This is a genomic window from Paenibacillus sp. P5_B5 (assembly GCF_056400365.1).
In genome coordinates this window covers 432,325-458,276 of sequence record NZ_JBFULK010000001.1, presented here as the reverse complement: position 1 = coordinate 458,276, position 25,952 = coordinate 432,325, and the positions used below count along the sequence as shown (strand labels likewise).

At 41.7% G+C, this 25,952-nt stretch carries 21 protein-coding genes; 2 read left to right on the top strand and 19 right to left on the bottom strand.

Annotation, left to right across the window (positions count from 1 at the left end; all coding sequences use genetic code 11):
* Positions 1-73: 73 nt before the first annotated feature.
* The 3 genes from AC1DOK_RS02295 to AC1DOK_RS02285 form a co-directional block, all read right to left on the bottom strand.
* Positions 74-1,042: an AAA family ATPase gene (locus AC1DOK_RS02295; RefSeq protein ID WP_477552596.1), complete on the bottom strand. Its 969-nt coding sequence runs from the start codon at positions 1,040-1,042 to the stop codon at positions 74-76.
* Between the two features lie 135 nt (positions 1,043-1,177).
* A complete protein-coding gene (locus AC1DOK_RS02290) occupies positions 1,178-2,530 on the bottom strand; it encodes an Nramp family divalent metal transporter (protein WP_477552595.1) in 1,353 nt (450 codons plus the stop codon).
* Positions 2,531-2,976: 446 nt separating this feature from the next.
* Positions 2,977-4,071, bottom strand: a complete 1,095-nt coding sequence (locus AC1DOK_RS02285) for an LCP family protein (protein ID WP_477552594.1) — start codon at positions 4,069-4,071, stop codon at positions 2,977-2,979.
* A gap of 266 nt (positions 4,072-4,337) precedes the next feature.
* Here AC1DOK_RS02285 and AC1DOK_RS02280 point away from each other — a divergent pair, with 266 nt between their 5' ends.
* Complete coding sequence (locus AC1DOK_RS02280) at positions 4,338-5,216, top strand: SDR family oxidoreductase (protein ID WP_477552593.1); 879 nt, start codon at positions 4,338-4,340, stop codon at positions 5,214-5,216.
* Here AC1DOK_RS02280 and AC1DOK_RS02275 read toward each other — a convergent pair.
* From AC1DOK_RS02275 to AC1DOK_RS02200, 16 genes are all read right to left on the bottom strand, one after another.
* On the bottom strand, positions 5,200-5,820 hold the full coding sequence (locus AC1DOK_RS02275) for a YdcF family protein (protein WP_477552592.1): 621 nt from the start codon (positions 5,818-5,820) through the stop codon (positions 5,200-5,202). The genes AC1DOK_RS02280 and AC1DOK_RS02275 overlap by 17 nt on opposite strands.
* A 25-nt stretch (positions 5,821-5,845) precedes the next feature.
* Positions 5,846-6,520: a peptidylprolyl isomerase gene (locus AC1DOK_RS02270; protein WP_477552591.1), complete on the bottom strand. Its 675-nt coding sequence runs from the start codon at positions 6,518-6,520 to the stop codon at positions 5,846-5,848.
* Between the two features lie 23 nt (positions 6,521-6,543).
* On the bottom strand, positions 6,544-9,012 hold the full coding sequence (locus AC1DOK_RS02265; RefSeq protein ID WP_477552590.1) for a transglycosylase domain-containing protein: 2,469 nt from the start codon (positions 9,010-9,012) through the stop codon (positions 6,544-6,546).
* A 144-nt stretch (positions 9,013-9,156) separates the two neighbouring features.
* Entirely contained in the window at positions 9,157-9,396 is a 240-nt protein-coding gene (hfq, locus tag AC1DOK_RS02260) for an RNA chaperone Hfq (RefSeq protein ID WP_477552589.1), read from the bottom strand.
* A 54-nt stretch (positions 9,397-9,450) separates the two neighbouring features.
* Positions 9,451-10,437, bottom strand: coding sequence for a tRNA (adenosine(37)-N6)-dimethylallyltransferase MiaA (gene miaA / locus AC1DOK_RS02255; protein WP_477552588.1), 987 nt, complete (start codon positions 10,435-10,437; stop codon positions 9,451-9,453).
* Positions 10,431-11,204, bottom strand: a complete 774-nt coding sequence (locus AC1DOK_RS02250; protein ID WP_477552587.1) for a class I SAM-dependent methyltransferase — start codon at positions 11,202-11,204, stop codon at positions 10,431-10,433. Before AC1DOK_RS02250 ends, miaA begins: the two co-directional genes overlap by 7 nt.
* A 5-nt stretch (positions 11,205-11,209) precedes the next feature.
* On the bottom strand, positions 11,210-13,102 hold the full coding sequence (gene mutL, locus AC1DOK_RS02245; RefSeq protein WP_477552586.1) for a DNA mismatch repair endonuclease MutL: 1,893 nt from the start codon (positions 13,100-13,102) through the stop codon (positions 11,210-11,212).
* 17 nt (positions 13,103-13,119) lie between these two features.
* Positions 13,120-14,544 (bottom strand): S41 family peptidase, encoded by a 1,425-nt coding sequence (locus tag AC1DOK_RS02240; protein ID WP_477552585.1) that lies wholly within the window; start codon positions 14,542-14,544, stop codon positions 13,120-13,122.
* A 45-nt stretch (positions 14,545-14,589) separates the two neighbouring features.
* Positions 14,590-17,337 carry a DNA mismatch repair protein MutS gene (gene mutS / locus AC1DOK_RS02235; RefSeq protein ID WP_477552584.1) on the bottom strand — a complete coding sequence of 916 codons (2,748 nt, stop codon included), beginning with the start codon at positions 17,335-17,337 and terminating at the stop codon, positions 14,590-14,592.
* Positions 17,338-17,403: 66 nt separating this feature from the next.
* Positions 17,404-18,840 carry a putative amidoligase domain-containing protein gene (locus AC1DOK_RS02230; RefSeq protein ID WP_477552583.1) on the bottom strand — a complete coding sequence of 479 codons (1,437 nt, stop codon included), beginning with the start codon at positions 18,838-18,840 and terminating at the stop codon, positions 17,404-17,406.
* Positions 18,841-18,950: 110 nt separating this feature from the next.
* Positions 18,951-19,520 (bottom strand): outer spore coat protein CotE, encoded by a 570-nt coding sequence (locus AC1DOK_RS02225; RefSeq protein WP_477552682.1) that lies wholly within the window; start codon positions 19,518-19,520, stop codon positions 18,951-18,953.
* Between the two features lie 110 nt (positions 19,521-19,630).
* The gene (locus tag AC1DOK_RS02220) at positions 19,631-20,653 is read right to left on the bottom strand and encodes an aromatic acid exporter family protein (RefSeq protein ID WP_477552582.1); all 1,023 of its coding nucleotides are present in this window, start codon (positions 20,651-20,653) and stop codon (positions 19,631-19,633) included.
* Between the two features lie 56 nt (positions 20,654-20,709).
* Positions 20,710-21,513 carry an ABC transporter permease gene (locus tag AC1DOK_RS02215; RefSeq protein WP_477552581.1) on the bottom strand — a complete coding sequence of 268 codons (804 nt, stop codon included), beginning with the start codon at positions 21,511-21,513 and terminating at the stop codon, positions 20,710-20,712.
* Complete coding sequence (locus tag AC1DOK_RS02210; RefSeq protein WP_477552580.1) at positions 21,503-22,300, bottom strand: ABC transporter ATP-binding protein; 798 nt, start codon at positions 22,298-22,300, stop codon at positions 21,503-21,505. Before AC1DOK_RS02210 ends, AC1DOK_RS02215 begins: the two co-directional genes overlap by 11 nt.
* Positions 22,301-22,370: 70 nt before the next feature.
* Positions 22,371-23,333, bottom strand: coding sequence for an ABC transporter substrate-binding protein (locus AC1DOK_RS02205; RefSeq protein WP_477552681.1), 963 nt, complete (start codon positions 23,331-23,333; stop codon positions 22,371-22,373).
* 233 nt (positions 23,334-23,566) lie between these two features.
* Complete coding sequence (locus tag AC1DOK_RS02200; RefSeq protein WP_477552579.1) at positions 23,567-25,102, bottom strand: carboxypeptidase M32; 1,536 nt, start codon at positions 25,100-25,102, stop codon at positions 23,567-23,569.
* Between the two features lie 213 nt (positions 25,103-25,315).
* On the opposite strand from AC1DOK_RS02200, the gene AC1DOK_RS02195 reads away from it, so the two are divergent.
* The gene (locus tag AC1DOK_RS02195) at positions 25,316-25,876 is read left to right on the top strand and encodes a beta-class carbonic anhydrase (protein WP_477552578.1); all 561 of its coding nucleotides are present in this window, start codon (positions 25,316-25,318) and stop codon (positions 25,874-25,876) included.
* Positions 25,877-25,952 lie beyond the last annotated feature (76 nt).

Below are 25,952 nucleotides of genomic sequence, written 5' to 3'. Positions count from 1 at the left end.
ACTAGGCTTACACCATGTTTACACGAAAAAAGACGATCAAACAGAATGTTAATTCCGTTCAATCGTCGCTTCATCAGAACAACCCTGATTTCTTTTCGAACCGTATATCTTCTGGTTTAATGAGCATCAAATCTTGCTTCGATGGTTGAATGGTATGTGGATGCTGTTCAAGCAATCGTACGGCTTGAAGCCTAACTGCACGCTCAATAATATTACGTACATAACGCGCATTACTGAAAGTAGTGAACATTATCGCTTTTTCAGTCATCAGATGCTGTCTGAGTTTCATTTCTGCTCCAGGTGAGAACATATACTCTCTTTCACGAGTCATTAACTCCGCAATTTGCATTAACTGATCTAGTGTATAATCCATAAAATCCACTTGAATTGCAAATCGGGATGGTAGACCTGGATTCGTTAGTAAGAATTGCTCCATCTCCAGCGAATATCCTGCAAGGATGAGCACAAAGCCATTCTTATGATCTTCCATTGATTTAACGAGTGCATCAATTGCTTCTTTACCAAAGTCTTTCTCCCCTCCACGAGCTAACGAGTATGCCTCGTCAATAAATAAGACGCCTCCCATCGCTTTTTTCACTAATTCTCGTGTTTTGAGTGCTGTATGTCCGATGTATTCCCCTACTAAATCTGCACGTTCAACTTCAATTAAATGACCCTTACTGAGTACCCCCATTGTGTGAAATAGCTTCGCCATAATACGGGCAACTGTCGTCTTCCCAGTACCTGGATTACCTTTGAAAATCATATGGTATACCTGTGCACTAGACAGTAAGCCTGCCACCGAACGATATTGACTAATTTGAAGGAGTGCATAAATTTCGAATACGAGTTCCTTGACATTATCAAGGCCAATCATTCGATCTAGATCCTTGATGACATCAGCGAATTGACCTTGCTCAGGATAAGTGCGGCCATTCCTAAATTCTCCCGTCTTGGGAAGCGCTGATCCACCTTCATTTTGCCTTAATACAATGTTAATCTGCCTAGAATTCCTGCTTGTAGATACAGGGTCCGATGACATCTACCCATCCACCGCCTCTCACTATCAGCTCAGATGTTTGTTCATGCGGGAGCGTATTGAGATATGCTCTACGTGTACATTATATTGGCGAGAGACGACTTTTATTTATAGGCAGTAAAAATAGGACTAGCTACTCTACAGATTCATGAATGTTTGAACAAGCAAAAACACATTTAACAAGATGATAATGACAGTAATGAACCATGCTAGAACTTTTACCCAGGGCTTATTAACAAACACACCCATCTTCGAGCGGTCACTCGTGAACTTAACGAGAGGAACAACAGCGAATGAGAGCTGGAATGATAATATTACCTGCGACAAGATCAGTAATTGAACTGTTCCTGATTCTCCATAAATCATGGTAACAATGACAGCAGGAATGATAGCTATAAGCCTAGTAATTAACCTACGAAGCCATGAAGGTAACCTTATATTTAGAAACCCTTCCATCACAATTTGACCAGCAAGTGTTCCCGTAAGCGTAGAATTTTGACCAGAAGCAAGTAAAGCAACTCCAAATAAAATCGATCCGACCGCTGTACCTAACATTGGTGTTAGTAAATGATACGCATCTCCAAGATCAGCAACTTCTGTCATTCCTGCATTATGGAAAGTCGCAGCAGCAAGAATAAGAATTGCAGCGTTAATAAATAAAGCAAAGAAAAGTGCAATCGTTGAATCCCAAGTCGCATATTTAATCGCTTGACGCTTTCCGATCTCAGTCATCTCATATTTACGAGTCTGAACAATTGATGAATGCAAATATAAGTTGTGCGGCATGACCGTCGCCCCAAGAATTCCGATTGCGATATATAACATTGCTGGATTCGTGATAATTTCGGAGTCTGGGATGAATCCTGTCATCACTTCCCCAATATTAGGTTGTGCCAATAACATTTCAATACCGAAGCACCCGCCAATAGTAACGATAAGAACAATAACCAATATTTCGATATGACGAAAGCCTTTATTTTGAAGTAATAAGACGAGTAGAACATCAACTGCCGTAATAATGACTCCATATATAAGAGGAATACCAAATAATAGCTGTAACGCAATGGCAGATCCAATCACTTCTGCTAAATCACATGCAGCAATAGCTAACTCACACAGTACCCAGAGGATCATTGACACAGGCTTCGAATAATGATCTCGACAGGCTTGCGCTAAATCCCTTCCCGTTACAATCCCAAGCTTACCTGATAATGCTTGTAGGAAAATGGCCATCAAATTGGAAATAAGGATTACTGACAGCAGTGTATAACCAAATTGAGAGCCGCCCGCAATACTAGTAGCCCAGTTTCCAGGATCCATGTAACCTACAGCAACTAAATAGCCTGGGCCCGCAAAGGCAAGAAATTTCTTCAACCATGACCCATGAGTGGGCACCTTCATAGAGCGATAAACCTCAGGCAAAGATGCACTGTTACGCTCATTCCTCCACCCTTTATTCTTTAAATCAAGTTTTGAAAGTTCACTATTCACTTTAACCACCCACTCTTTCTTGTCTTAATCAAATTATTTTGCATTAGGGAAACTTTTTGCCTAAAAAATAACGATCAAAGCTCTCAGCGTGATCGCATCTTGATCGCATCTTAATTCTAATGTATGACAGTCTTTTAGAAACGTTCTAATTATATTGTATTAGGAAAACTCTTTTGTGTCAATGCAAATTATTAGGCCTGATTATACCAGGTACAGGTGCCAAATGACGATGGAGCCGTGATGACGATGACGATATAGCGGGTAGCAAGCGAACCAAGAGCATTCCTGCTCTTGGTTTTGGCCGTTTAGCGTCCAGCAAAGCGAAACGAGCATCTCTGCTCTTGTTTCAGCGCATAACAGTAACGGAAACGACCTAGGGGCTAACTCCCAAGTCATGTAATATGACTTGGGAGTTAGCCCCTCTATGCTACTTAGCTGTATTAGATTTAACGCTTCTTGGGCGAAGGCGAAGATGAAGATGAAGTAGAAGAACCTGTATCTCTTGTTGTTGTATCTCTTTTTGTTGTATCAGTTGTTCCTGCGTCTGTTGCAGTTGTATCTTTAATTGGTGTTCCTGCAAGAGTTGCTTTAAGCGCATCCCGAGCATTCTCTATCTCTTGATCAGACAGTTCAACATATGGACTGATCCATTCGCCTTCTAGACCTATATACTTAATTTTACTACGATCAATGCTAATATACTTTTGGAAGAATTCCATCAGTTTACTTGAAGGAATATCTGTTTCCACATGGTCACCAGCAATATTGATTAATTTATCAAGCTTCATGACACCGCCGAATGAGAATACTTTACTCACCATTTGATCAATGACCTCATGCTGACGTAAATTACGTTCTGTATCACTTGATTCTGCTGTCAAGTTATTATTCGATTTGCGATATCGCACATAATCAAGTGCTTGCTTACCAGATAGTGTCTGTTGTCCTTTACGTAAATTAATGTTCGTACCATCAGCTTTATCCACATAACGCATATCCTTTGACACATTAACATCAACGCCGCCCAGCTCATCAACCATTCTACGAAAACCTTCAAAGTCCACTGAAACAGCTGCATCAATAGGTACCTCGAAGAAGTCACCCATTAATTCTCTCGTATTCTTGTAGGCAGTTAATTTATCCTTATTATGAAAATACGGATAGTAATAGTTAGCCTTTCGAGCAGGCAATCCCTTATTAGGTGTCATGTGCGTATCTCTCGGCAAAGAAACCACAGTTGCAGATTTTGTCTCAGGATTCAGCGCAGCTACCATAATAACGTCGCTATTCAGCGATCCGGTTTCCGGACGATTATCGACCCCTAATAACAAAATGCTAATCGGCTTTGCCGCCTCAACTTCGACTTCTGTTACTTCTTCTATGATATTACCTGTCGTTGATGCACCTATTTTGTCTACATTTGAAGTAATAGGCTTAACAACCAACAAAAATGCTGCATATGTACCTGTTCCGAATAGTGATAAAGATAAAAATACTATAATTCCAATTAATACTTTTCGTAACCTTCTTGTTCGTCCCATCCGATACTCTCTCCTTCGTTACTATCAAAAACACAATATTGGTATTATATCATGACAAGATATACAAAAAAGTTACAATATCAAAAAAATAACATACCAAATGCTATATTATGACTGCATCAGCATCCGAGATTAGACATATGAGAACATCGGCTTTTAGCCGTTACATCGATATCATTATTGGAGCAAAGTATAATTGTTACCGCTGTTTCACATCCTAGTTATTGGTGTAAATTCCATGTAACTAACAGGAGGTGTCCCAAATTATGTCTCAATCTTCTAGCGATACTCAAATAAAGCAAACGTTCCCGCCTCAGCATCAGAACCAACAGCCTGGTATTGAATCAGAAATGAGTCCAAGACCTGCTTATCAAGGTTCAAGCTACAAGCCCGCGGGGAAACTACAAGGTAAGACTGCTATTATCACAGGCGGTGATAGTGGAATTGGACGGGCAGTAGCAATTGCTTATGCCAAAGAAGGAGCTAATGTTGTCGTCGTTTATTTAAATGAACATGAAGATGCCAAAGAAACGAAACAATATTTAGACAATCTCAGCGGCAATCATACCCTACTTGCCGGCGATATTGGAGATGCAGGCTTCTGCAATGAGATCGTTAACCAAACAATCAAGACGTACGGTAAACTCGATATTCTAGTGAATAATGCTGCTGAACAGCACCCACAGACAAGTATTGATCTAATCACCGAGGAGCAGCTATTAAGAACGTTCCGCACCAATATATTCGCTTGTTTCTATATGACTCAAGCCTCGATCTCGCATCTTAAGCAAGGTAGTTGTATCATAAATACAGCTTCGATTACGGCTTATCAAGGCAGTAAAGACTTAATTGACTACTCTGCAACCAAAGGAGCTATTGTCACATTTACACGTTCCTTATCGCAGTCGCTTGTTGGCCAAGGAATAAGGGTCAATGCTGTAGCTCCGGGACCGATTTGGACACCGCTTATTCCATCTACATTTGATGAAACCAAAGTGTCCAAATTCGGAGCTGATACACCGATGAAGCGTGCAGGTCAGCCTGAGGAGCTAGCGCCAAGTTATGTATTTCTTGCATGTGATGATTCTACTTATATGACTGGGCAAGTCATCCATGTGAATGGTGGAATTATCGTAAACGGATAACAAATTCCGTCCATTTCCATTTGGCGAAGGCGAGAGTTTCTCTCGCCTTATGCCACGGCATGAAAAGCACAGTAGAATCGGTCGTAGAGATATAACATTCAGGTATTTCAATAAATTCTGCGATTTCTAGTGCACGCGCACCGTGATAATCATGAGTTATAATAATAGCGCTTTTCCATTGTTGAATATCCATGATTTGTTTAGAGAAGGTTAAATTCTCTAATGTTGAAGTCGATAGATCCTCTAACCAAATTGCTTTCTTCGGTATTCCCTTGCTGATTAAGTATCGCTTCATACCCTCTGCTTCAGTAATCACCGCTCCATTCGAATCCATCCCACCACTTACAATAATTTGGTCGAACCGACCCTCTTCATACAATTTAACTGCATGATTTAACCGTTCCTTGAGTCCTGGACTAGGCTGATCATTCCAAATCGCGGCACCAAGCACGATCCCAACATCGGCATGAACAGGTAGTGGCATATTCTGAGCTTCATGAATTCTCCACTGAACATATATCGACCATATAATTCCAATTGCTAAGAGGATAAGAAAAGAGCGCAGTGAATACCGCAGCACTTTTCTTGTGACTGTCTTATTCAACTGGCTCTCCCCCAATTAAATCATATTATTGTTCTACAATTTTAATCGAATCGATCGTGATTTTCTCAGTCGGCATACTCGGTGAGGAATCACCACCATTCGGGTTTACTTGAACAGGTGTCTTAGCAATTGCCTGAACTGTTTCCATACCGTCTGTTACTTTACCAAAAACGGTGTAGTAAGGCTGTGGATTCAAAATCGGCCCTGAATCTTCACCAGAGCAAATGAAGAACTGTGATCCATTCGTATTCGGACCTGCATTAGCCATTGCAACTACACCAGGCTCATACTTGATCGCAGGTGGTAGTTCATCCTCGAATTTATAGCCAGGTCCTCCTGTACCAGTACCTGTTGGGTCCCCAGTCTGAATCATGAAGGATTCAATAATTCTGTGGAACAAGACATCATTGTAATAACCTTCCTTGGCTAAGAACACAAAGTTATTAACTGTCTTTGGCGCATCTTTAGCAAACAACTCAATCGTAAATTTACCTTTGGAGGTTGTCACTTCTGCTGAGTACTTCTTCGCAGGATCAATCTGCATTTTTGGAGGGCTATTCCATTGTTTAGCATTTGTTTGAGGCTCAGTCTGATTCGATCGATCACCAGCAGACTGATCCTCTTGTTTCTTGCCACACCCAGCTGTTGTCATAATTGCTACAACAAGTACAATAATCATCAATAACCATTTCTTAGACATTTGCAACTAATTCTCCTTCACTATTAACCTACACCACCATCGGTGTTATTGCTATCGTCTCCATTAGGAAATGTTGATTTGCCCGGTTTATTCCCATTCCCTTTTCCGTTGCCTCGACCCGATCCATGGTCTGGGGTCGGGGTTGGTATAGATTGTTCAGGTGTTGGCGTCGGCGATGGTATCCCTTCAACTGGAGGAGTAGGCTCAAATGGGCCTTCACCTGGTGGTGTTGGTGAAACTTCTGTACCATCTACAGGAATTGTAATTTCAGCAACATTGGATTTAATACCCTCTTTTTCTCCCATTACAGGTATAACGTAATACATATAGGTCTCTCCCGGGTTAATCGCTATATCATTAAATGCAGCAGCTTCGGCAGTACCAATCTGACTAAAATTATCCTCTGTATAGCTCTTACGATAAACTTTATAAGCAGAAGCAGTTTTTTGCTCGCTCCAAGTGAGATCAACAGATCGTGTATCAAGTGAATAATTAGCCGATAAGTCTGTAATGGCTTTAGATGGTTCAGTCAGTTCTTCCACACCTTTTGGACGTTTAAAGTCTAATTTATCCATATTGTCCATAGCTTTAGTCATGACTTCCTTGAAAATGGCCGCGGTATTTCCACTACCTACTGTTACATAATGGCCATTCTTCGTATCAATCTTGTCAAATCCTTCCCATACGGCAGCCGTCCATTGCGGCGTATAGCCGACGAACCATATATTACTATCGTACTTCTGGAAGCCTTTCTGCGTTAAACCAGTTGAACCTGTTTTACCTGCTACTGGACGATTCATTTTGGCTCTAGTACCTGTCCCACCAGGTTCCAAAACACTCTGCAGCATTGTGGTCATATAGTAGGCAGTACTTGGTTTTAATACTTTGACTGAATCAGGTTTAAACTCTTTAACAGTTTCTCCTTTTGAATCGACGATTTTCATAATCGAGTGGGTCGTATGCTTCACACCACCGTTAGCAAATACAGAGTAAGCTCCTGCCATTTGAAGAGGTGTTACCCCTTTGGTCAATCCACCTAAGGCAATTGATAAATTGCGGTCATTCACTGGATCGAGAGGTGTACCAAGCTTCTCAGCCATTGCGATTCCTTTGTCAATCCCAATTTCCTCTAACAAAGCTACAGGAGCAATATTCTTAGATTGCTTGATAGCTTCCTTCATCGTTACAGAGCCATCATACCTATTATTATAGTTGTTCGGACAATACTTCCCATTACCGAAGCATTGCTTCTCATCCGTAAGCATAGAGTACGGATTATAGCCACGGTTCTCCAATGCATCTGCATAGACAGCAATTGGTTTAAATGCAGAACCCGGTTGAAGTTGGCTTGTAGCTCGGTTATAATCCTTGGTCTTATAATCACGGCCACCAATCATGGCTACAATACCGCCATCATTATTATCAACGATGACCATTGTACTCTGAATCTTCGTTCCATCCTTCGCATCTTTCTGGAAAAGCTTATCGTTCTTGTATGAAGTTTCTAGAACGGATTGAGCATTCATATCCATGGTCGTATAAACTTCATACCCGCCACTAATAAACGCTTCTTCTTTAATGCCATAGACCGTTTCTGCTTCACTTACAACATAATCGATGTACGTCATAAACTCCCTTTTCACTTCATTACCAGAAGCGAGCACTAAATCTGCTTTTGCAGCTTCAGCTTGCTGTTCGGCTGTAATATAACCTTCTTCTTGCATTAATTGAAGGACAACCGCTCTACGTTCCTTCGATTTATCGTAATTCTTAATTGGTGAATACGTGTTAGGAGCTTTAGCCAAAGCTGCAAGCGTTGCGATTTCTTCTAATTTAAGCTCACTCAAATCAGACTTACCAAAATACAACTTAGAGGCTGCCTTAACTCCATATGCACCGTGAGCAAAATAAATGCGATTCAGGTACATTCCTAGAATCTCATCTTTGGAACGTTCTTTTTCAAGCGCCAAAGCCATCGATGCTTCCGTTGCTTTACGGAACAAAGTTTTGTCTGGATTCTGGAATAGGATGTTCTTCGCTAACTGCTGCGTGATTGTAGATCCACCCTCGACTGCACTTCGAGCGACAACATCTTTTACGAGTGCGCGCCCAATCGACCATACATCAACACCAGTATGCGTATAGAAGCGACGATCTTCCGTGGCTACAAACGCTTGTTTGAGCAAATCTGGAATTTCCTCTGTTGGAACGACCTCTCTATTCTGATCATATAGCATCGTAACTTCTTTACCACTACGATCGTGTATAGTAGTTGACTGAGACATGTTAAATTTATCTTGATTAGCTTCGAGCAGTCTAGCTCCGTTCATCAATACAACAATATACACGCCAACTGCACAAATGACACCAAGTATCCCCGCGATTATAATACCGAAAAATAATTTTTTGTAGTTAAACTTTTTCTTTTTCTTCTTTGGTTTCGGTTTTGAGTTGGGACGCTGATTATTTCGATTCTGATTATTCTTCTCCATCTCTAAGGCTCCCTTTCTCTCTGTATCAACACAATATAATTTTTTTCAATATGATCCAATAAAAGAACAACCTTATCCTTAAGGTTGCTCCATTTATGATCATTATACTTTTATACGTAAAAAAGAAGTTAAAAGTTGCATCGCTTAAACATTAGCCTGGTTATCTGGCATTAAAGATACTGGACGCTGTGGTGTAAACGTAGAGATCGCATGCTTATATACCATTTGTTGGCGACCTTCTGAATCAATAATGATGGTAAAATTATCAAAAGCGCGAATAATTCCTCTGATCTGGAATCCGTTTGTTAAATACACCGTTAAAGGTATGCTCTCTTTACGTAATTGATTGAGGTAGTTGTCTTGAATATTAATTACTTTGTTCATCAAAAGGTCCCCCTTATTATTTCAAACTGAAGTGTGTGCTCCACCTTTATGGTGTCATTTTACTGAACTAGAATTATATTCGCAGTTTTGTGCAAACTTTCCTGCTATTATAGCATTAATCTCACCCAAATGGGCAGAAATATTTGCGCTATCCGTCACATCAACCCATTCAATATCTTTCATATGCCGAAACCATGACAATTGTCGCTTAGCGAACCTTCTTGTATTTCTCTTCAGTAGTTCCACAGCTCTAGATAACGAATGAACCCCTGTCAAATAGCCTATCATTTCCTTGTAGCCTAGACCTTGCAGCGAAACTAATTGAGGGGAATAGCCTTTACCCAGAAGCTGCTGAACCTCTTGCAATAAGCCTTCTTCCATCATCTGATCAACTCTGGCTTCAATCCGCTTATATAGCAGTGCACGATCCATTGTTAAGCCGATTACACATAAATTATACGCTGGCAGTTTCGTCTGCTCTGCTAAATAATCTGAGAGTGGTTTACCTGTTAGCTGATAGATCTCTATCGCACGAATAATTCGCCTACGGTCGTTCGGATGTAATCGTTCAGCTGTTATGGGATCAATCTCCGCAAGCTTAGCATGTAGAGCATCATCTCCAAGCAATTGTGCATATTGATCAAGCTCAGCACGAAGTGCTTCATCCATCTGTACATCCGTAAACTGATAATCGTAACAGACCGATTCTACATATAGCCCTGTTCCTCCTACAAGGAAAGGTAATTTACCCCGCTGATGAATTTCAACTGTCAGTGCGCGAACTCGGTCCTGAAACTCTGCAACCGAGAATGGCTCATCTGGATTATGGATATCAATCATATGATGCGGGATACGAGCTTGCTCTTCTTCAGAAGCTTTGGCTGTTCCAATATCCATTTCTCGGTATACTTGCATCGAATCGCCCGAAATAATCTCACAGCCATATTGTTCTGCTATTTCTAAACTTAGCTTCGTCTTACCCACCGCAGTTGGTCCAATAAGCACGAGTAAACTAGGCTTATCATTCTGATTAGTTAACATTGAATCACTCCATAAGCTAATTTCGTCCCGGAAGGCAGGATCGTAGGAAATCCGAGCCGAGCGAACTCTTCGCTAGTACGTGATTCCTTCATAATAATGCTTTTACGCGATACCCTGCGTGCCTCCATAATTGCCTCAGTGGTTAACGCATTTGAATTCGCAATTCCTCGTAGTGGTGAAATGGAATTAGATGCCGTTAACGGTACTCTGAACATCGGGTCAAAATAAATAATATCTACGCTGTTATCTTGCATTTGCTTTAAATAGGTTAAGTGATCCGAACATTGAATCTCAATTCGCCGCATCGCTTCATTCAAGCTTGAGACATCTGATTCGTAGGTGCGCAGGCCCTCCCTAAGCAGAATGCAGAGTTCAGGTTCACTGTCTAAAGCAATCATGCGTCCAGTTTCTCCAGTAGCATACGAGAACACGATTGAGTCAGATGCAAGTCCTGCTGTACAATCAATTATCGTATCTCCAGCACTCACACCAGCTGCAGTTAGCATCGCATCTGCTTCGCCGCGAATAAGACGTTGTACACGTACATGTGCCATACTTGGATGAAAAAATATCGGCGGCTCTTCACCTATATAACATTTGAGTTCATCTCTTGTAACGAGCAGGATGCGATTTGCCTTATAACGCTTGCGAAGCGCATCCATCGCAGCCTTTTCTCTTGGGACTAGCTTCCAGCCAAGCTCTTTGGCATAGCGATCAGCTTTCATTATTAATTCATTAGAAGGTTTATAAGAAGTAGTTACAATCACGCTGTTCACATCACCCGTTTAAACATTTTTTCTAATTCGTAAGTTGAGAATGATACCACAATTGGTCTGCCATGTGGACATGTATAAGGATTGTTACATTTACCCAAGCGGTCAAGCAGTGCTTCCATCTCCGCTATGCTTAGAGCATGATTCGCTTTAATCGAAGCTTTGCAAGAGCACATAATCGCTGACTTCTCACGAAGCTTGGCTAGTTCTACGCCTTTCTTCTCTGCTATAAGCAGCTCACACATTTCTTCGATAATCGCTTTCTCTTCTCCGGCAGGAAACCAGTGAGGATACGCTCTAACAATGAATGAATTTCCGCCAAAGCCTTCTAGAAATACGCCAACCTGTTCAAGCAGTATAAGCTTATCTACGATATGCCCCGCTTCAGACGGTGTAAATTCCAATGTTAATGGAACAAGTAATTCTTGACTTGCGGGCGATGGCGCACCGAATTTCTCATAATAATATTCATAATTCATTCGTTCATGAGCAGCATGCTGATCAATTAAGAACAAGCCGCTCTCATTCTGCGCAAGTAAATAGGTACCATGCAGTTGACCAATTGGTGCAAGGGTTGGAAACTGTGGCGCTTCTGCTGTAGGAGCAGCTAGGAAATTCCTAGACTCCTCAGCAACACCTTTTATTGTACCCTTAGGAGATTCGAAGGGCAAATCAGCTAAGCGTCTAGGTAAACCTTGTCCGGTACTTCCTGGCATTTGGTTTGTTGCAGGTGTTTGAGAATTGCGCGGTGCATCGTTGTTGTATCGAAATGTCTCTCTGATCGGTTGCTCTTGCTTAGGTGCATAAGATGTATCCTCAAGGACTGGTGGTCTTGATAGTACAAGCTGCTCCTGAACGTATTGGTTCTTAGAGCTTGTTGGCATCGCACCATGAGGTATTAATACTTGCATGCCTAAAGCAGACTTAATCAGTGTCTCCACAAATTCCATCAGTTCAACTTCTTTACTAAAACGGACCTCAAGCTTAGAAGGATGAACGTTCACATCAACGAGTGTTGGATCCATCGTAATTTGCAAGACAACAATTGGAAATCTATTAATCGGCAGAAGTGTATGATAGCCACGTAATATCGCTGCATTAAGCGCCAAATTCCGTACATATCTACCGTTAATAATTAATGAGATACCGCTGCGATTAGAGCGTGTTAACTCTGTTTTGGAAATAAAGCCTTCTACCGTATAGTCCAGATTACTTCCTTCAAGTGCAATCATTTGCTTCCCAATCGCCGTACCATAAATGGCTGCAATTGCTTGTAGCATATTACTACCACTTTGAGTTTGCAGCAATATATTACCATTATGTGAAAGCGTAAAGGCAATTTGAGGATGTGCTAGTGCTAATCTATACATGTAATCTGATACATGACCAAGCTCTGTTTGCACGGTCTTCATATATTTCAAGCGTGCTGGCGTATTATAGAACAGCTCACTTACTGTTATATCAGTACCACGAGATGCTGTAACTTCGCCAACATCAAGGATTCTGCCGCCATGAATAACTAGCTTACGGCCCAGACCCGTGTTATCAGATGAAGTGATGCAGGTTAGCTTCGATACAGCTGCAATACTTGGGAGAGCCTCACCACGGAAGCCTAATGTACGAATCGCGAACAAATCTTTGCCACTCTGTATCTTACTAGTTGCATGACGGCTAAAGGCAAGTTCACAATCATCAGATTCCATCCCAGAGCCATTATCGACTATGCGGATCAGCTGCAAGCCACCCTCCTCAATCGTTACATCGATCCGAGTCGCACCTGCATCAATTGAGTTCTCTACTAATTCTTTGACAACAGATGAGGGGCGCTCAACTACTTCACCCGCAGCAATCTGATTGGCAATTTGCTCATCAAGTAATTTAATATTCCCCACTGTTCATTACCCCTTTACTACTTCGAAGCTTGAATAATCCAATGATCACCTGTCTGAGCCCATTTAATTGTTGGAAATGCTTTAGCAAAAGCTTGTGCGCTTATATACGTAACTGATCCATTCTTGCGTGCTATATTATCACCTAATACAAAAGTCTGCTTCAATTCCCCATGCGTGATTTCGATCTCACTTGTAGCGCTATTCCACTCGATATCCCCATCTATTAACGAAGCAAGAAGACGAGAAGGTAGGTATAGCTGTTCCTTCTCATGAAAGACTGGAAAAGCATCGCTTATCTCTACACCATTTAAGGTCACTTGATGCGTATTAAATTCGATACGAATATCAGATTGTCCTGCTGCATGAAGTGCAGTAACCATTTGAGGCATATCCCCGTATACTTCTATGTCAGGTGCAAGTCCCACATGATTGACCTTATTATTCTTAGGTGTTAAATACTCAACAGCTGTAACCTTAAGCACACCTCCATCAGATAAGTTAAGCATATATTGCATGCTCCCCTTACCATAGCTCTGTGTACCAATTAGCTTCGCACCTGTAGAGTCCCGAAGGGCTCCTGCTAGGGCTTCTGATGCACTTGCACTGTAACTATTCATCAAAATAAAGACTGGTTTATCGAATGTCTTGCCATTCTCTATTACACTCGGAATATCTTTATGATTACGGTCACTTGTATGAAGAAACACACCTTGTTTAATAAAATTAGCACCAATATTCATGGCGGTATCGATATAGCCTCCACCATTATTACGCAAATCAATAATGAGTGCTTGAATATCAGCTTTACTTAACTGATTAAGCGCTTGTGTAAACAGCTTATCCCCTTGATCAGAGAAGCTCGACAACGCAATATATCCAACATCACCGAATTGCTTCTTAACGACAATGGGTACTTGCACAAGACCGCGCTGCACAGTGATGTTAACAGATTCAGTGTCTCTTTGTAAGGTGAATTGAACCGTCGTGTTCTCTTCACCCATAATCTGGTCAACGACATCTGCTGTCGTTACACCTTGAACAAGATTACCATTAATAGCAGTTATATAATCATCGCGTTTAATCCCTGCTAGATCAGCTGGCATATCCGGAAATACTTCAGAAATATAAATGCCCTTCTCATCCTGTCCAATACGCACACCAATGCCAACAAAGCTATTCTCAATTGAACCGATAAATTGCTTCATTTCATCACTTGTAAAGTAGGCTGTATACGGATCATTGATGATCGTCAGCATCTCTTCGACTGTTTTACCTGCTAACGCTTCTTCTGTAACCCCACTTACATGATAGTTTGATAGAATGTCTCGTATTTCGCTCGTTTCCTGATCACTAACAGCCATTGTTGATGCGGGAAACAGAAACATGAGTGCAAGTGAGAAGGATAAGATTAACTTCGTGAATCGTGCTTTCAATTTAAACATGATTTTCACCCTACCTTAACTTCTTATATTCGGTGCTTACGCACCTTACAATTTCTGCTTCATATCGTAAATCAAGTTAAGCGCCTGTAGTGGTGTCATGTTGATTAAGTCTACTGCTTTCAGCTGCTCGATTACCTTTATTTGTTTACTGCTGATGTTGTCGTGACCTGCATTATGCTTAGGTTTAATGCCGTCTGTAGATTCGAATAAACTAAGCTGCTCAATCGATTCCAACGGCTCTTTTTCATACTCATATTTTGATTGATTCGCTAGCTGAATAGGTGATTCTGTAGCGAAAACTATTGAATCATCTGGGTCTGCTGTTGGTTCTACTACTGGTTCAGCTCTTGATAACTCAGACTTGGCAGCAGCTGCTTCTATTAGACCTGCTCGTACCTCAAAAGCTTGTAACAGATCGTAGGATCTATTAATAATTGTATCTGGTAGCCCCGCTAGCTCAGCGCAATAAATGCCGTAGCTTGTACTTGCTGCTCCAGGAATTAATTTGCGTAAGAAGGTCACACCTGCGTCACTCTCTTTAACTGCCATACAATAATTAAGCAAATACGTTAATGATTGCTCCAAATGTGCAAGCTCATGGAAATGAGTTGATACGAGTGTTTTACAACCTACATTATGATGTAAGTACTCAATCACAGCTTGTGCAATTGCCATTCCCTCACCAGTTGAAGTTCCGCGCCCAAGTTCATCGATAATGACAAGCGAACGAGAAGTTGCCTTGGCCGTCATAGTCTGAATGTCCATCATCTCTACCATGAACGTACTTTGACCACCAATTAAATCATCTGCCGCTCCGATTCTTGTAAATATACGATCAACTAAAGGAATAACCGCTTTATTCGCAGGTACATAACAACCGATTTGAGCCATAATCGTTAAGATAGCAACTTGACGCATATACGTACTTTTACCGGCCATATTTGGCCCCGTAATAAGCAACATTCGTCCTTCTTCATGTGCCATTATCGTATCATTTGCTATGAATGCTTTACGATCGATCACAGCTTCTACAACGGGATGACGACCATGTTCGATTGTTAAATCATACTGATCTGAAATTACCGGACGCGTATAATGATTCGCTGCGCTCACATGAGCAAAGCCTTGAAGAATATCGACAGACGCAATTCGCTCTGCAAGTCCTTGCAAACGCGAGATATGTTCACAAATACGAGTGCGAAGTTCACCGAATAACTCATATTCAAGATCAAACATTTTGTCTTCGGCTTCAAGAATGAGCGTTTCTTGCTCTTTCAATTCAGGTGTAATGAAACGTTCCGCATTAGCTAGCGTTTGCTTACGCTCATAGCGGCCTTCTGGCAAGGAACCGATATTGGACTTAGTAACTTCTAGGTAATAGCCAAAGACTTTGTTAAACCCAACCTTAAGTGATTTGATCCCTGTAATCTCACGTTCCTTACGTTCTAGCTCAGCAATCCACCGTTTACCATTCGTACTTGCTTCTTTTAGCTTGTCCAGATAAGCGTCAAGCCCTGATCGAATCATTCCACCATCGCGAATAGATACAGGAGGTTCATCAACAATCGCTTGCTCAATCCAGTTTCTGATATCATCGCAGTCATCCATCTGAGAAGCGAGTTTGGCCAGTGTAGCTGAACCTGAATTCTGACAAGCTTCCTTAAGTAGAGGAACTTGCGTTAGAGACAGTTTAAGCGCAAGCATATCACGTGCATTCGCATTGCCATAAGAGATTCGAGCAACTAGACGTTCGAGGTCATACACTTCCTTAAGAGCAGTACGTACATCTTCACGTGTGATCAGATTACCGTACATACATTCTACCGCTTCTAATCGTTCTTCGATTCGCTCTACGTTCAGCAGCGGTTTATCAATCCAACGACGCAGCATACGAGCACCCATGGCAGTAACGGTTCCGTCTATTAGCCAGAGCAATGACCCTTTCTTAGCACGTTCTCGAACCGTTTCTGTTAATTCCAGGTTCCGCCTTGTAAAAGGATCCATAGTCATGAATTGCGCCTGTTCATAGCGATGGATATGCTTATAGTGAGAGAGCGATCTCTTCTGAGTTTCCTGTAAATAAGCAAGTAACGCTAGAACACTCTGTTTAGCTGTTCCGGCTAGAGCCGAGACTTCCTCTGATGGAAAATGATCAAAGAGTACCATCTGTTCACGAACTTCTATATGCCCGCTATCTCGAATTGTATATACAAGTGGTTTGCCAACAAGGGGCATACGCTCTTTAATTTCCGATAATAGATTACTTGTTGCAATTAGCTCTGATGGCGAGTATACGTTAATTTCATCTAGTAGCTGCTCCATACCGCCTGTCAACAAAGTAACATGAAGCTCACCAGTTGAAATATCTGACGCAGTAAGACCATAGCCTTCCTCTGCCTGTGTGATCGAAAGCATATAATTGTTCGTTGTTTCACCCAGTGCTTTACTTTCCATCACAGTTCCTGGTGTAACAATCCGAATAATTTCTCGGCGCACGATACCTTTGGCTGCAGCAGGATCTTCGACCTGCTCGCAAATTGCCACTTTATAGCCTTTATCCACTAATCTCGTTAAATATCCTTCAGCTGCATGATAGGGCACTCCGCACATCGGAATACGTTCTTTCGTTCCGCCCTCGCGGCCTGTTAATGTAATTTCTAATTCTCGAGATGCTTCTAATGCATCATCAAAAAACATTTCATAAAAGTCACCTAAGCGAAAAAATAAAAGTGCATCAGGCACCTGTGCTTTGATTGCTAAGTATTGTTGAATCATTGGCGTGTATTGAGCCATAACGTCCTCCTACGATAGCTTCGTTGTTTAGCGCGAGGCTAGCTTATTGAGTCATTATAGCATGATTTATGTGGGGAGTGGCACACTTGATGGAGACGATATTTTCCATGAATTACGAATATCTGTAAGTTCATCCCAAGTTTCCAAGCGAAAGAGTCGATTCTTCAGTTCATCTAGCTCCGTAGCGAACTCTGCGTACGCACCTAAGCCTTCAAGATCACCCCACAAGGTGATGACAACCGGAAGTAAGCCTCGTTTATCACCGCGATAGTACATCGCCTGAATTTCAGGATCATTGAGCGGACGACGGGTTAACGCCGAGTAGTTCTCGGCGATCAGCTTGGCGAGCGTGAAAGCGCCGCGAGCTAGGATCGGAGACGCGAGCCAGGACGGGAGCGTGCGGTATTCGAAGCCGCCATGTGGCTGGCGGCGGCAATCACCGAGCGCGCCATAGCGAGGTCTACGGCGCAGTGACTGCTCGCTCTCTGCGAGCAGGAGTGGTAGCGCGAGATAGTTATCGAGCGCGCGGAGCAGTGGCGTGTGCAGCAACACACGCGAGAGATGGATGTGCCCGCCGAGGGCGTAGCCGGGCACGGGCATGCCTCCAGCGACCCAGCGCAGGCTGGGGTCGCTGAATCGTTGCGCTGCATGCTGCAGCGCGTGCTGCACATGCCGCGTTAGCTCGCGCGGCGATTCACTTGGCTCAGGCCGAAGCTCAGCTAAGGGGTGCAGCGTCTGCTCCCCCCTCTGAACGACTCCATCGCAGCCAACCTCCCCTGCCCGTTCTACAAAGCGAGAAGCTGCCACTATTTTCCCTTGTGAACTGAGCAGTAGAAACTCAGGATCAGCTCCGAGCATAACAGGCTTCGTTTGTCTTAATGCAGCGTCTAGATGACGGTCATATTGCTCAATTGCTTTGGCAAACAGCGCAGCCAGTCTCTTACTCAGCTTCGGCTCTGGATTTACCTCAAGGATAAGTGTATGCCCGCTTGCTGGTACTCCTATGGTCACTACGGCATAATCCAGTCCTAGCACATAGACAGCTTTAACTGCCTCACGTACAGCTCGCTTCACATGATAGGTGGAATTATTCAGCCCTATATCCTCATACGTCACAGACTGCTTTATGCCTCCTTGAAGCATGAAGGTAGAAGTACCCTTCCTTCGATAAACGGTCAAGGCATCCAGCTGAAATACAGGAATTATATAATAATAAGAGAACGAGATTTCTTCCTTTAACGCAGGCAAAGTGCTATGAGAGGATAGTGTCTTTAATCCATGTGGATGTAAGATCGTATTACGTCTGCGCTTGTCCGAGCAGCGTAAGATCGAATGAACAGGTTGCATGGAGAGAACATTTTGGGATTCCGTCCGATATTTGCCCCAACCGATTACCGCCTGTCCTCTCCAGCCAGAAGGCAGCGCTGTGCCGTGAGGAATTGCTAGCGTTTGCAGTAACAACTGAATTTCCTGCTCTCCTGAATGCAACACGAATGTGTTCATTGCCAATTCCTCCAAGCTTAGAGGCGGTATGCCCATTTTGAACCTACAAACAAGAAAGAGGGCAAATGCCCTCTTCACAATCGTATGCTGTGGCATAAGCTGATGTATACCTAATTTAATTCATCTTCGAGAAAATCAGGATCCATGTCTTCATAATCTCCGACCGCTGTGTGGTCGTCAAAATCGATCGTCTTATCATCGAAGTCATCGTAGTAGTTAGGGTTAACAACGACGCATACCTTCGTTTCCGCGATCATTTCCACTTGGAATTCCCGTTCCACGCGGATGACGACTCTGCCGCCGGAGGCAACGCTAGCTTCAACGCAATTTGGCTCTTGCGTAGCAACTGCTGATACTTCTGCCGTGGAAGATCTGTGTTTACGATCCAAATACGATAATGGAACTACTTCGACATATGAGATTGTTTCTTTCGCCACATCGGTCTTGGTATTACGATCATAGGAATACCAAATATTGATGTCGTAGGTACCGACTACTTCTACGCTGTCGCCGCCAGACTTGACTGCTTCATATTGATTATTAATGATCCAAGCACCCAAGATGCTGGTCGGAGCATAAGTAGGAGTCACGGTATGGCTTACATGAGAGAACTTACGGCCTTTTCCGCAGACGGCTTTGGTAATGATCTCTCTGTATTGCAAATCTTTATCTAATGACATCCTTTTAACCTCCTCCATACAATCATTCATTAAAAGTGTATGCAGGACATTCGTCTAGGGTGACAAAAACTTTTTCAGATATTCAAAGGTTTAAGAGTTTACATGATTTCCTAGAAGGAACGGCTGCTTTTCTTCTGTTTTTGCTCTTTCTTAGCGATATTTAAATATGCTTTAAGCTCGCGGATCAGTTGGAGCAGTGATGATCTAACTTCAAATTCATCCCGAGTTACCGGCATAGGCAATCTTTTAAAGTGACTTTCTAGAATAGTCAAATCGGACTCCGCACGGCCTATATAATAGTCAAGTTTCACATCGTCAGCTACTTCTTCAAAAATATCGGCTAATGAATTTGCCTGAGGCATGGATTGATAGACATACGCAAGTAAGTTTGACATTCTCTCTAACATCTCAAGCTGTTCGGAACGCATAAAGAAATATAATTGCCAATCTAAATCTGGCTCTGAGAATAAAGCATTCTCTTGCTGTTTCTGTGCTAATGACAGGCCTGAAATAATGACCTTCTCCGCTTCCAGCAATTCAGCTCCGTCCCATACGGTTCCCGAATCACGTAAATGTAGGCTAAGTTGTATAAAAATTTTGGAGAACAAGAGTTCAATATTACTTTTATGCTGCTTCAAATGGGTATCCACCTGTGGCATGTAAATAATATTAATAAGAGTTGCTGTACCTAAACCAATTACGAGTAGCATGAGTTCATTCCAGATCACCGCAGCAGATACTTCTTGGGCAAAATAGAGATGGTAGAAAATGACCGAGCCTGTAATAATTCCATCGCCTAGCTTTAATCGGTGTAGAATTGGATACACAAGGAGTACATAAAGTGGAATGACCCAAATATGAAATCCAAACAGAATAAATAATAAAGAACCAAATAGGAGACTAGCGATTGATGCACCAATTCGTGCCAATACATTGCGAATGCCTTGCTTTTTGGTCACCTGAATTCCTAAGATCGCAAGCAATCCTACACTCTCAAAGGAATGTAGTCCAAGCCAATAGGCAAAAATAATGGATAGCATCACGGCAATTGCGGTTTTAATAACTCGTATTCCAATCACTTCAACAAGTTTCATATGTATCACCATTCCAAACATTTCTTTGGTAGATAGCATACAGAAAATTGTCGAAAGAAGCAAAGTTATTATTTATTTTTTTGGCTGAATTCAAATCACCTGGTTCGTGTCACTTTTTGTTCCAAATAGGCAACTGCCTGATACATAATGGTAGCAATAAGCGCAATAATCAATAACGAACCGAGTACAAGTGTGAAATTGAATACCTGAAAGCCATAAATAATTAAATAACCAAGTCCCATTCGGGAGACGAGAAATTCACCAACAATCACACCAACCCATGCAAGCCCAACATTCACTTTCAAGCTAGAAACAATCGTGGGAATGGAGGATGGAAAAACAACCTTACGAAATACTTGGCTCTTCGAGCCACCGAACACACGAACGACTTTGATATAATTGACATCTACTTCTTTGAATGATCCATATACAACAAGTGTCGTAATAATTACTGTTATCGATAATGTCGTTGCAATAATGGATAACATCCCAGGTCCAAGACCAACAATAAATAGAGGCCCTAAAGCGACTTTCGGCAGCGCATTTAATACAACAATGTAAGGATCCAGCACTTTGGATAGAAAAGGTGACCACCATATCAACATGGCAAGCGCCGTGCCACTTAGTGTACCAAGTACAAAACCTATAACGGTCTCAAATATGGTCATCCCAATATGAGGGAATATCGAACCATCCATTGAATTGTTCCAAAGCAACACACCTATTTTACTAGGATATGAGAATAGCAACGCATCAATCCATTTCAGTCGTCCCGCTACTTCCCACAAACCTAGAAATAAGAACAGAATGAGAAGCTGAACAAGTAATACTTTTCTCCGTTCACTCTTCCGGTTCAATAAGAACCTCTTGTGCAGCTGCTCTGGCACATTAATGTTCATTCACTGAGGCACCTCCTCGTTTCTCCATGGCATCAAACTCTTTCCAAATTCCCTTGAAAATAGGTTGAAACAATGGATGCTCTCTGGCTTCAAGCGGAAGAATTGCACGTAGTTCACTCGGAATCAGAACTTCACTTCTAACCGTTCCAGGATTGGGCTCTAGTACGATAATTCGGTCACTCATAGCAATTGCTTCTGAAATATCATGCGTAACGAGTATTGCAGTCTTACGATGAACCTTAAGCGTCTGAACCATTAGATCTTCTAACTGTAGCTTTGTTTGATAGTCCAGCGCTGAGAATGGTTCATCAAGCAGCAATAGATCTGGCTCTGTAGCCATTGTGCGAACTAAAGCCACCCGTTGACGCATACCACCAGATAGTTGACTCGGCATGAAGTCTTTATTTGCTGACAATCCCATCTCGTTCAATAAATGCTCTACATACTGTTTGCGAGCTGCAGTAATTAAGCCCGAAATCTCCAAACCTACGAGCGCATTTTCCCAAATAGTCCGCCAAGGAAATAAATAGTCCTGCTGAAGCATATAACCTACTTTAACAGATGGTCCTGTCACTTCACTTCCATTCACCTTAACGGTGCCCATTGTGGGAAGCATGAGCCCGGCGATAATAGACAATAAGGTTGTTTTACCGCAGCCACTAGGACCGATCAGAGAGACGAATTCACCTGGTTGCACAGTGAGATTAATCTGCTTAACAGCTAATGAGGCCCTTTGTTCGGTCACATATATATGTGTTAAATCATGCACTTCCACTACACCATTCAACCAAATCGTCTCCCTTCATCCACCTTACAGATTCTTAAACGAGAAGAACCGGTTTCACCATATCAACCCATCACTTCACATTCTTAAGTGATTTTTCAGCGTAGCTATTGTTCACTATTTTCTTCCATTCCACCTTGCTCTTTAATTCACCAGCTGAATCCATGACATCAAGCAGATTGTTCCACTCTGCCTCGTCAATTATCCCATCCGTTGCGTAGGTTCCTTGTTCTTTATACCGTTTAACAACAGATTCAATAATGGCTTTATCCGTATTCGGGAAGAAGCTCGCAACACTATCCGCAATTTCCTTTACGCTGCTGGTTTCCACCCATTTCTGGGCACGCTCAATCGCATTCGAGAACTTCTGAACTGTAGCACTGTTCTTATCCATGAAGCTTTGTTTAGTCATAAATACCGTGTATGGTAAATGGCCACTCTCCTTTCCAAATGAAGCAATTACTTTGCCTTTACCTTCTTGCTCCATGATACTCGCCTGAGGTTCGAACAATTGGACAAAATCACCGGTTCCTGAAGAGAAGGCTGATGTAATATTAGCAAAGTCAATATTCTGAATAAGAGTCAGATCCTTATGCGGATCAATTCCATGCTTTTTCAGTACAAATTCACCTGCCATCTGAGGCATTCCGCCCTTACGTTGCCCAAGGAACGTTACCCCTTTCAGCAAGCCCCAGTCGAATGAGTCAACCGGTTTACGGGAAACAAGGAATGTACCGTCCGTTTGTGTCAATTGATGGAAATTAATAACAGGATCATCTGAACCTTGCTGGGTGACATAAATCGATGTTTCTGACCCCACAAGTGCCACATCAATTGCATTTGACAAGAGTGCAGTCATCGTTTTGTCCCCGCCTGGAATCGTCTGTAATTCTACATCAAGACCTTCATCCTTAAAAAAGCCTTGATTGAGCGCGACATATTCAGGTGCATAGAAAATAGAGCGTGTTACTTCGCCTAGGCGTACTTTACTTACCTTATCCTTACTAGAGCTACATGCAGGCAGCAGAATCATCATGAATACTGCTATTACTGTGATTAGTATAAAACCTTTTCGATTCACTCTCGTAAACCCCCTTCATTTACTTAACATTACTGTATCCTATGCAAATGCCTAGATGGGGGTTAATAAAAAGAAAACAGTCCCTAGTAAAGATGTGAATTTGGCATGGAACATCTGAATAAGACGTTGCCTTTCACACCCCGCTAGGGACTGTTAGTAACGATTAAATTTGTTTAATTTAGTTTAATTTAGTTTAGTTCATTCACTTCATATAGCTGTCCATATTTTTCAGTTAAATATTGAACTAAGTACTTCGGATTCAGCTCTTCACCTGTCATTTGCTTAATAATTTCATTCGGAGTAAGCTGCTTGCCATATTGATAGACATACTTCGTCAATAATTCCTTAATCGGTGCAAGCTCACCAGTTTTCATTAAATCATAGAAATTCGGCAACTCTTGTTCAATCTTCGCGTATAGCATTTGTGCAGCATACATATTACCTAGTGCATAGGATGGGAAATAACCGAACATACCGCCGGCCCAGTGTACGTCTTGCAATACACCTTCACCATAATTATCAGCTTCAACACCTAGGTATTCTCTATATTTAGCATTCCAAGCTTGCGGAAGATCTGCAACAGCGAGTTGACCATTAATTAAGGCCTTCTCTAGTTCGTATCGAATCATGATGTGTAAGTTATAGGTTAACTCATCTGATTCAGTTCTAATTAGCGATGGTTCAGAGTGATTGATTGCACGATAGAACGTATCCACATCGATGTTGTCCAATTGTCCTGGGAATGCTTCCTGAAGCTTACTATAATATTGATTCCAGAACTGATGTGAACGACCCACAATATTCTCCCAGAAACGAGATTGGGATTCATGAATCCCCATCGATGTTCCTGTACAAAGATTCGTTCCGATTAGTGATTCAGAGATATTCTGCTCGTAGAGCGCATGACCACATTCATGAATCGTGCTGAATAAGGCACTTGCTACATCATTAGGTAGAAACTTCGTTGTAATACGCACATCACCGGGATTAAGCCCAGTTGCAAATGGATGAACGGTTTCATCTAAACGACCTGCTTCAAAATCAAAGCCAATTTCCTTGAGTATGTAGAGAGAAAACTCACGTTGCTTATCCTTAGCGAATGCTTGATTCAGAAAGCTCCGATCAGGCTGTTTAGGAGACTTACGAACCGCAGCTAGTAAAGGAACAATTTTCTCACGCAGCAGACCAAATACTTTATCTAGCTTCTCAACTGTCATCCCTGGCTCATACATATTTAGCAGTGTATTATACTTGTCACCTTCATAGCCCCATAGCTCGATAAATTCAATGTTCGCAGCTATAATCTTCTCCAAATAAGGCTGGAATCCCGCCCAATCATTCTTATCCTTCGCTTCTTCCCATGCAGCTTCTGATTGAGATGTTAGTACTACATAGGCCTGATATTTATCTGCTGGAATTTTCTTGGAACGATCATAATCACGACTACATTCTTCAACCATTCTACGATCAATTTCATCTAAGGAAGAGAGCACGTCTGGTTGTTTAAAATAATCTAAATAGGCGCCCATTTGTTCAGACACGGACATCCGGAACAGTTCAGTTGATAGTTCTCCAACTACTTCAGAGCGTGCCGCGATACCTTTGCGTGGTGCACCCGTACGCATATCCCAATAAATTAATCCTGTGGCTTCTTCATAAGCTTTCATTTTACGGATGTATTGTTTGAATGACTGTAATTGATCTCCATGCGATTGTGTAATCACTATCAATTCGCCTCCTAGAATAAATAGATTATTTCTTTTATCAAAATACTAAATCTTATTTAATCATACTTATTATTACTTGCATTATCAATTTTTTTAACTATTATTAAATAAATAACTTTTTTATTTTACATCTGAATCAATTTCATAACTGATCTAAATGGATAAATTGATTCGTCTAAACTACTAATTCATTCTAAGGAGGCATGTTACATGTCAGTAATCACAACTATTATGGATTTCAATGAATCATTCGTTGAAAGCAAAGAATACGAACAATTTCGTACAGATAAGTATCCCGATAAGAAAATAGTAATCCTGACTTGTATGGATACTCGTCTCGTAGAGCTTCTACCCAGAGCAATGAACCTACGTAATGGTGATGCCATTATTATTAAGAGTGCTGGAGCTGTTGTTTCTCAGCCATTTGGCGCTGTTATGCGCTCAATCATAGTTGCTATTTATGAACTTAATGCAGAAGAAGTTTATGTCGTTGGTCATAATGAATGTGGCATGACTGCCCTTAATTCAGAACGCGTACTTGATAAAGCTAAAGCCAATGGAATAACAGACGAAGTTATGGAAACCATCATGAATTCAGGCATTAATCTGAAGAAATGGTTGACAGGCTTTGAACATACTAGAGATGGTGTGATCGGAAGTGTCAGCAAAATTCGTAAGCATCCACTTATTCCTGAACATATCCCAGTGCATGGTCTGATTATGGACTCTGAAACAGGTAAACTCGAACTATTATGTACGGATTGCCAATAAAAAAAATATCGTTTTTTTGATAAATTTGTGAAACCGACCTAGTTTATGTATCGTATACACTATAGGGACAATCAAA

Coding starts and splice junctions, on each gene's coding strand:
- AC1DOK_RS02295 (WP_477552596.1), bottom strand. CDS start 1,042: ATGTCATCGGACCCTGTATCTACAAGCAGGAATTCTAGGCAGATTAAC.
- AC1DOK_RS02285 (WP_477552594.1), bottom strand. CDS start 4,071: ATGGGACGAACAAGAAGGTTACGAAAAGTATTAATTGGAATTATAGTA.
- AC1DOK_RS02280 (WP_477552593.1), top strand. CDS start 4,338: ATGTCTCAATCTTCTAGCGATACTCAAATAAAGCAAACGTTCCCGCCT.
- AC1DOK_RS02270 (WP_477552591.1), bottom strand. CDS start 6,520: ATGTCTAAGAAATGGTTATTGATGATTATTGTACTTGTTGTAGCAATT.
- AC1DOK_RS02265 (WP_477552590.1), bottom strand. CDS start 9,012: ATGGAGAAGAATAATCAGAATCGAAATAATCAGCGTCCCAACTCAAAA.
- hfq (WP_477552589.1), bottom strand. CDS start 9,396: ATGAACAAAGTAATTAATATTCAAGACAACTACCTCAATCAATTACGT.
- miaA (WP_477552588.1), bottom strand. CDS start 10,437: ATGTTAACTAATCAGAATGATAAGCCTAGTTTACTCGTGCTTATTGGA.
- AC1DOK_RS02240 (WP_477552585.1), bottom strand. CDS start 14,544: ATGTTTAAATTGAAAGCACGATTCACGAAGTTAATCTTATCCTTCTCA.
- mutS (WP_477552584.1), bottom strand. CDS start 17,337: ATGGCTCAATACACGCCAATGATTCAACAATACTTAGCAATCAAAGCA.
- AC1DOK_RS02230 (WP_477552583.1), bottom strand. CDS start 18,840: ATGAACACATTCGTGTTGCATTCAGGAGAGCAGGAAATTCAGTTGTTA.
- AC1DOK_RS02225 (WP_477552682.1), bottom strand. CDS start 19,520: ATGTCATTAGATAAAGATTTGCAATACAGAGAGATCATTACCAAAGCC.
- AC1DOK_RS02220 (WP_477552582.1), bottom strand. CDS start 20,653: ATGCTATCTACCAAAGAAATGTTTGGAATGGTGATACATATGAAACTT.
- AC1DOK_RS02215 (WP_477552581.1), bottom strand. CDS start 21,513: ATGAACATTAATGTGCCAGAGCAGCTGCACAAGAGGTTCTTATTGAAC.
- AC1DOK_RS02205 (WP_477552681.1), bottom strand. CDS start 23,333: ATGATGATTCTGCTGCCTGCATGTAGCTCTAGTAAGGATAAGGTAAGT.
- AC1DOK_RS02195 (WP_477552578.1), top strand. CDS start 25,316: ATGTCAGTAATCACAACTATTATGGATTTCAATGAATCATTCGTTGAA.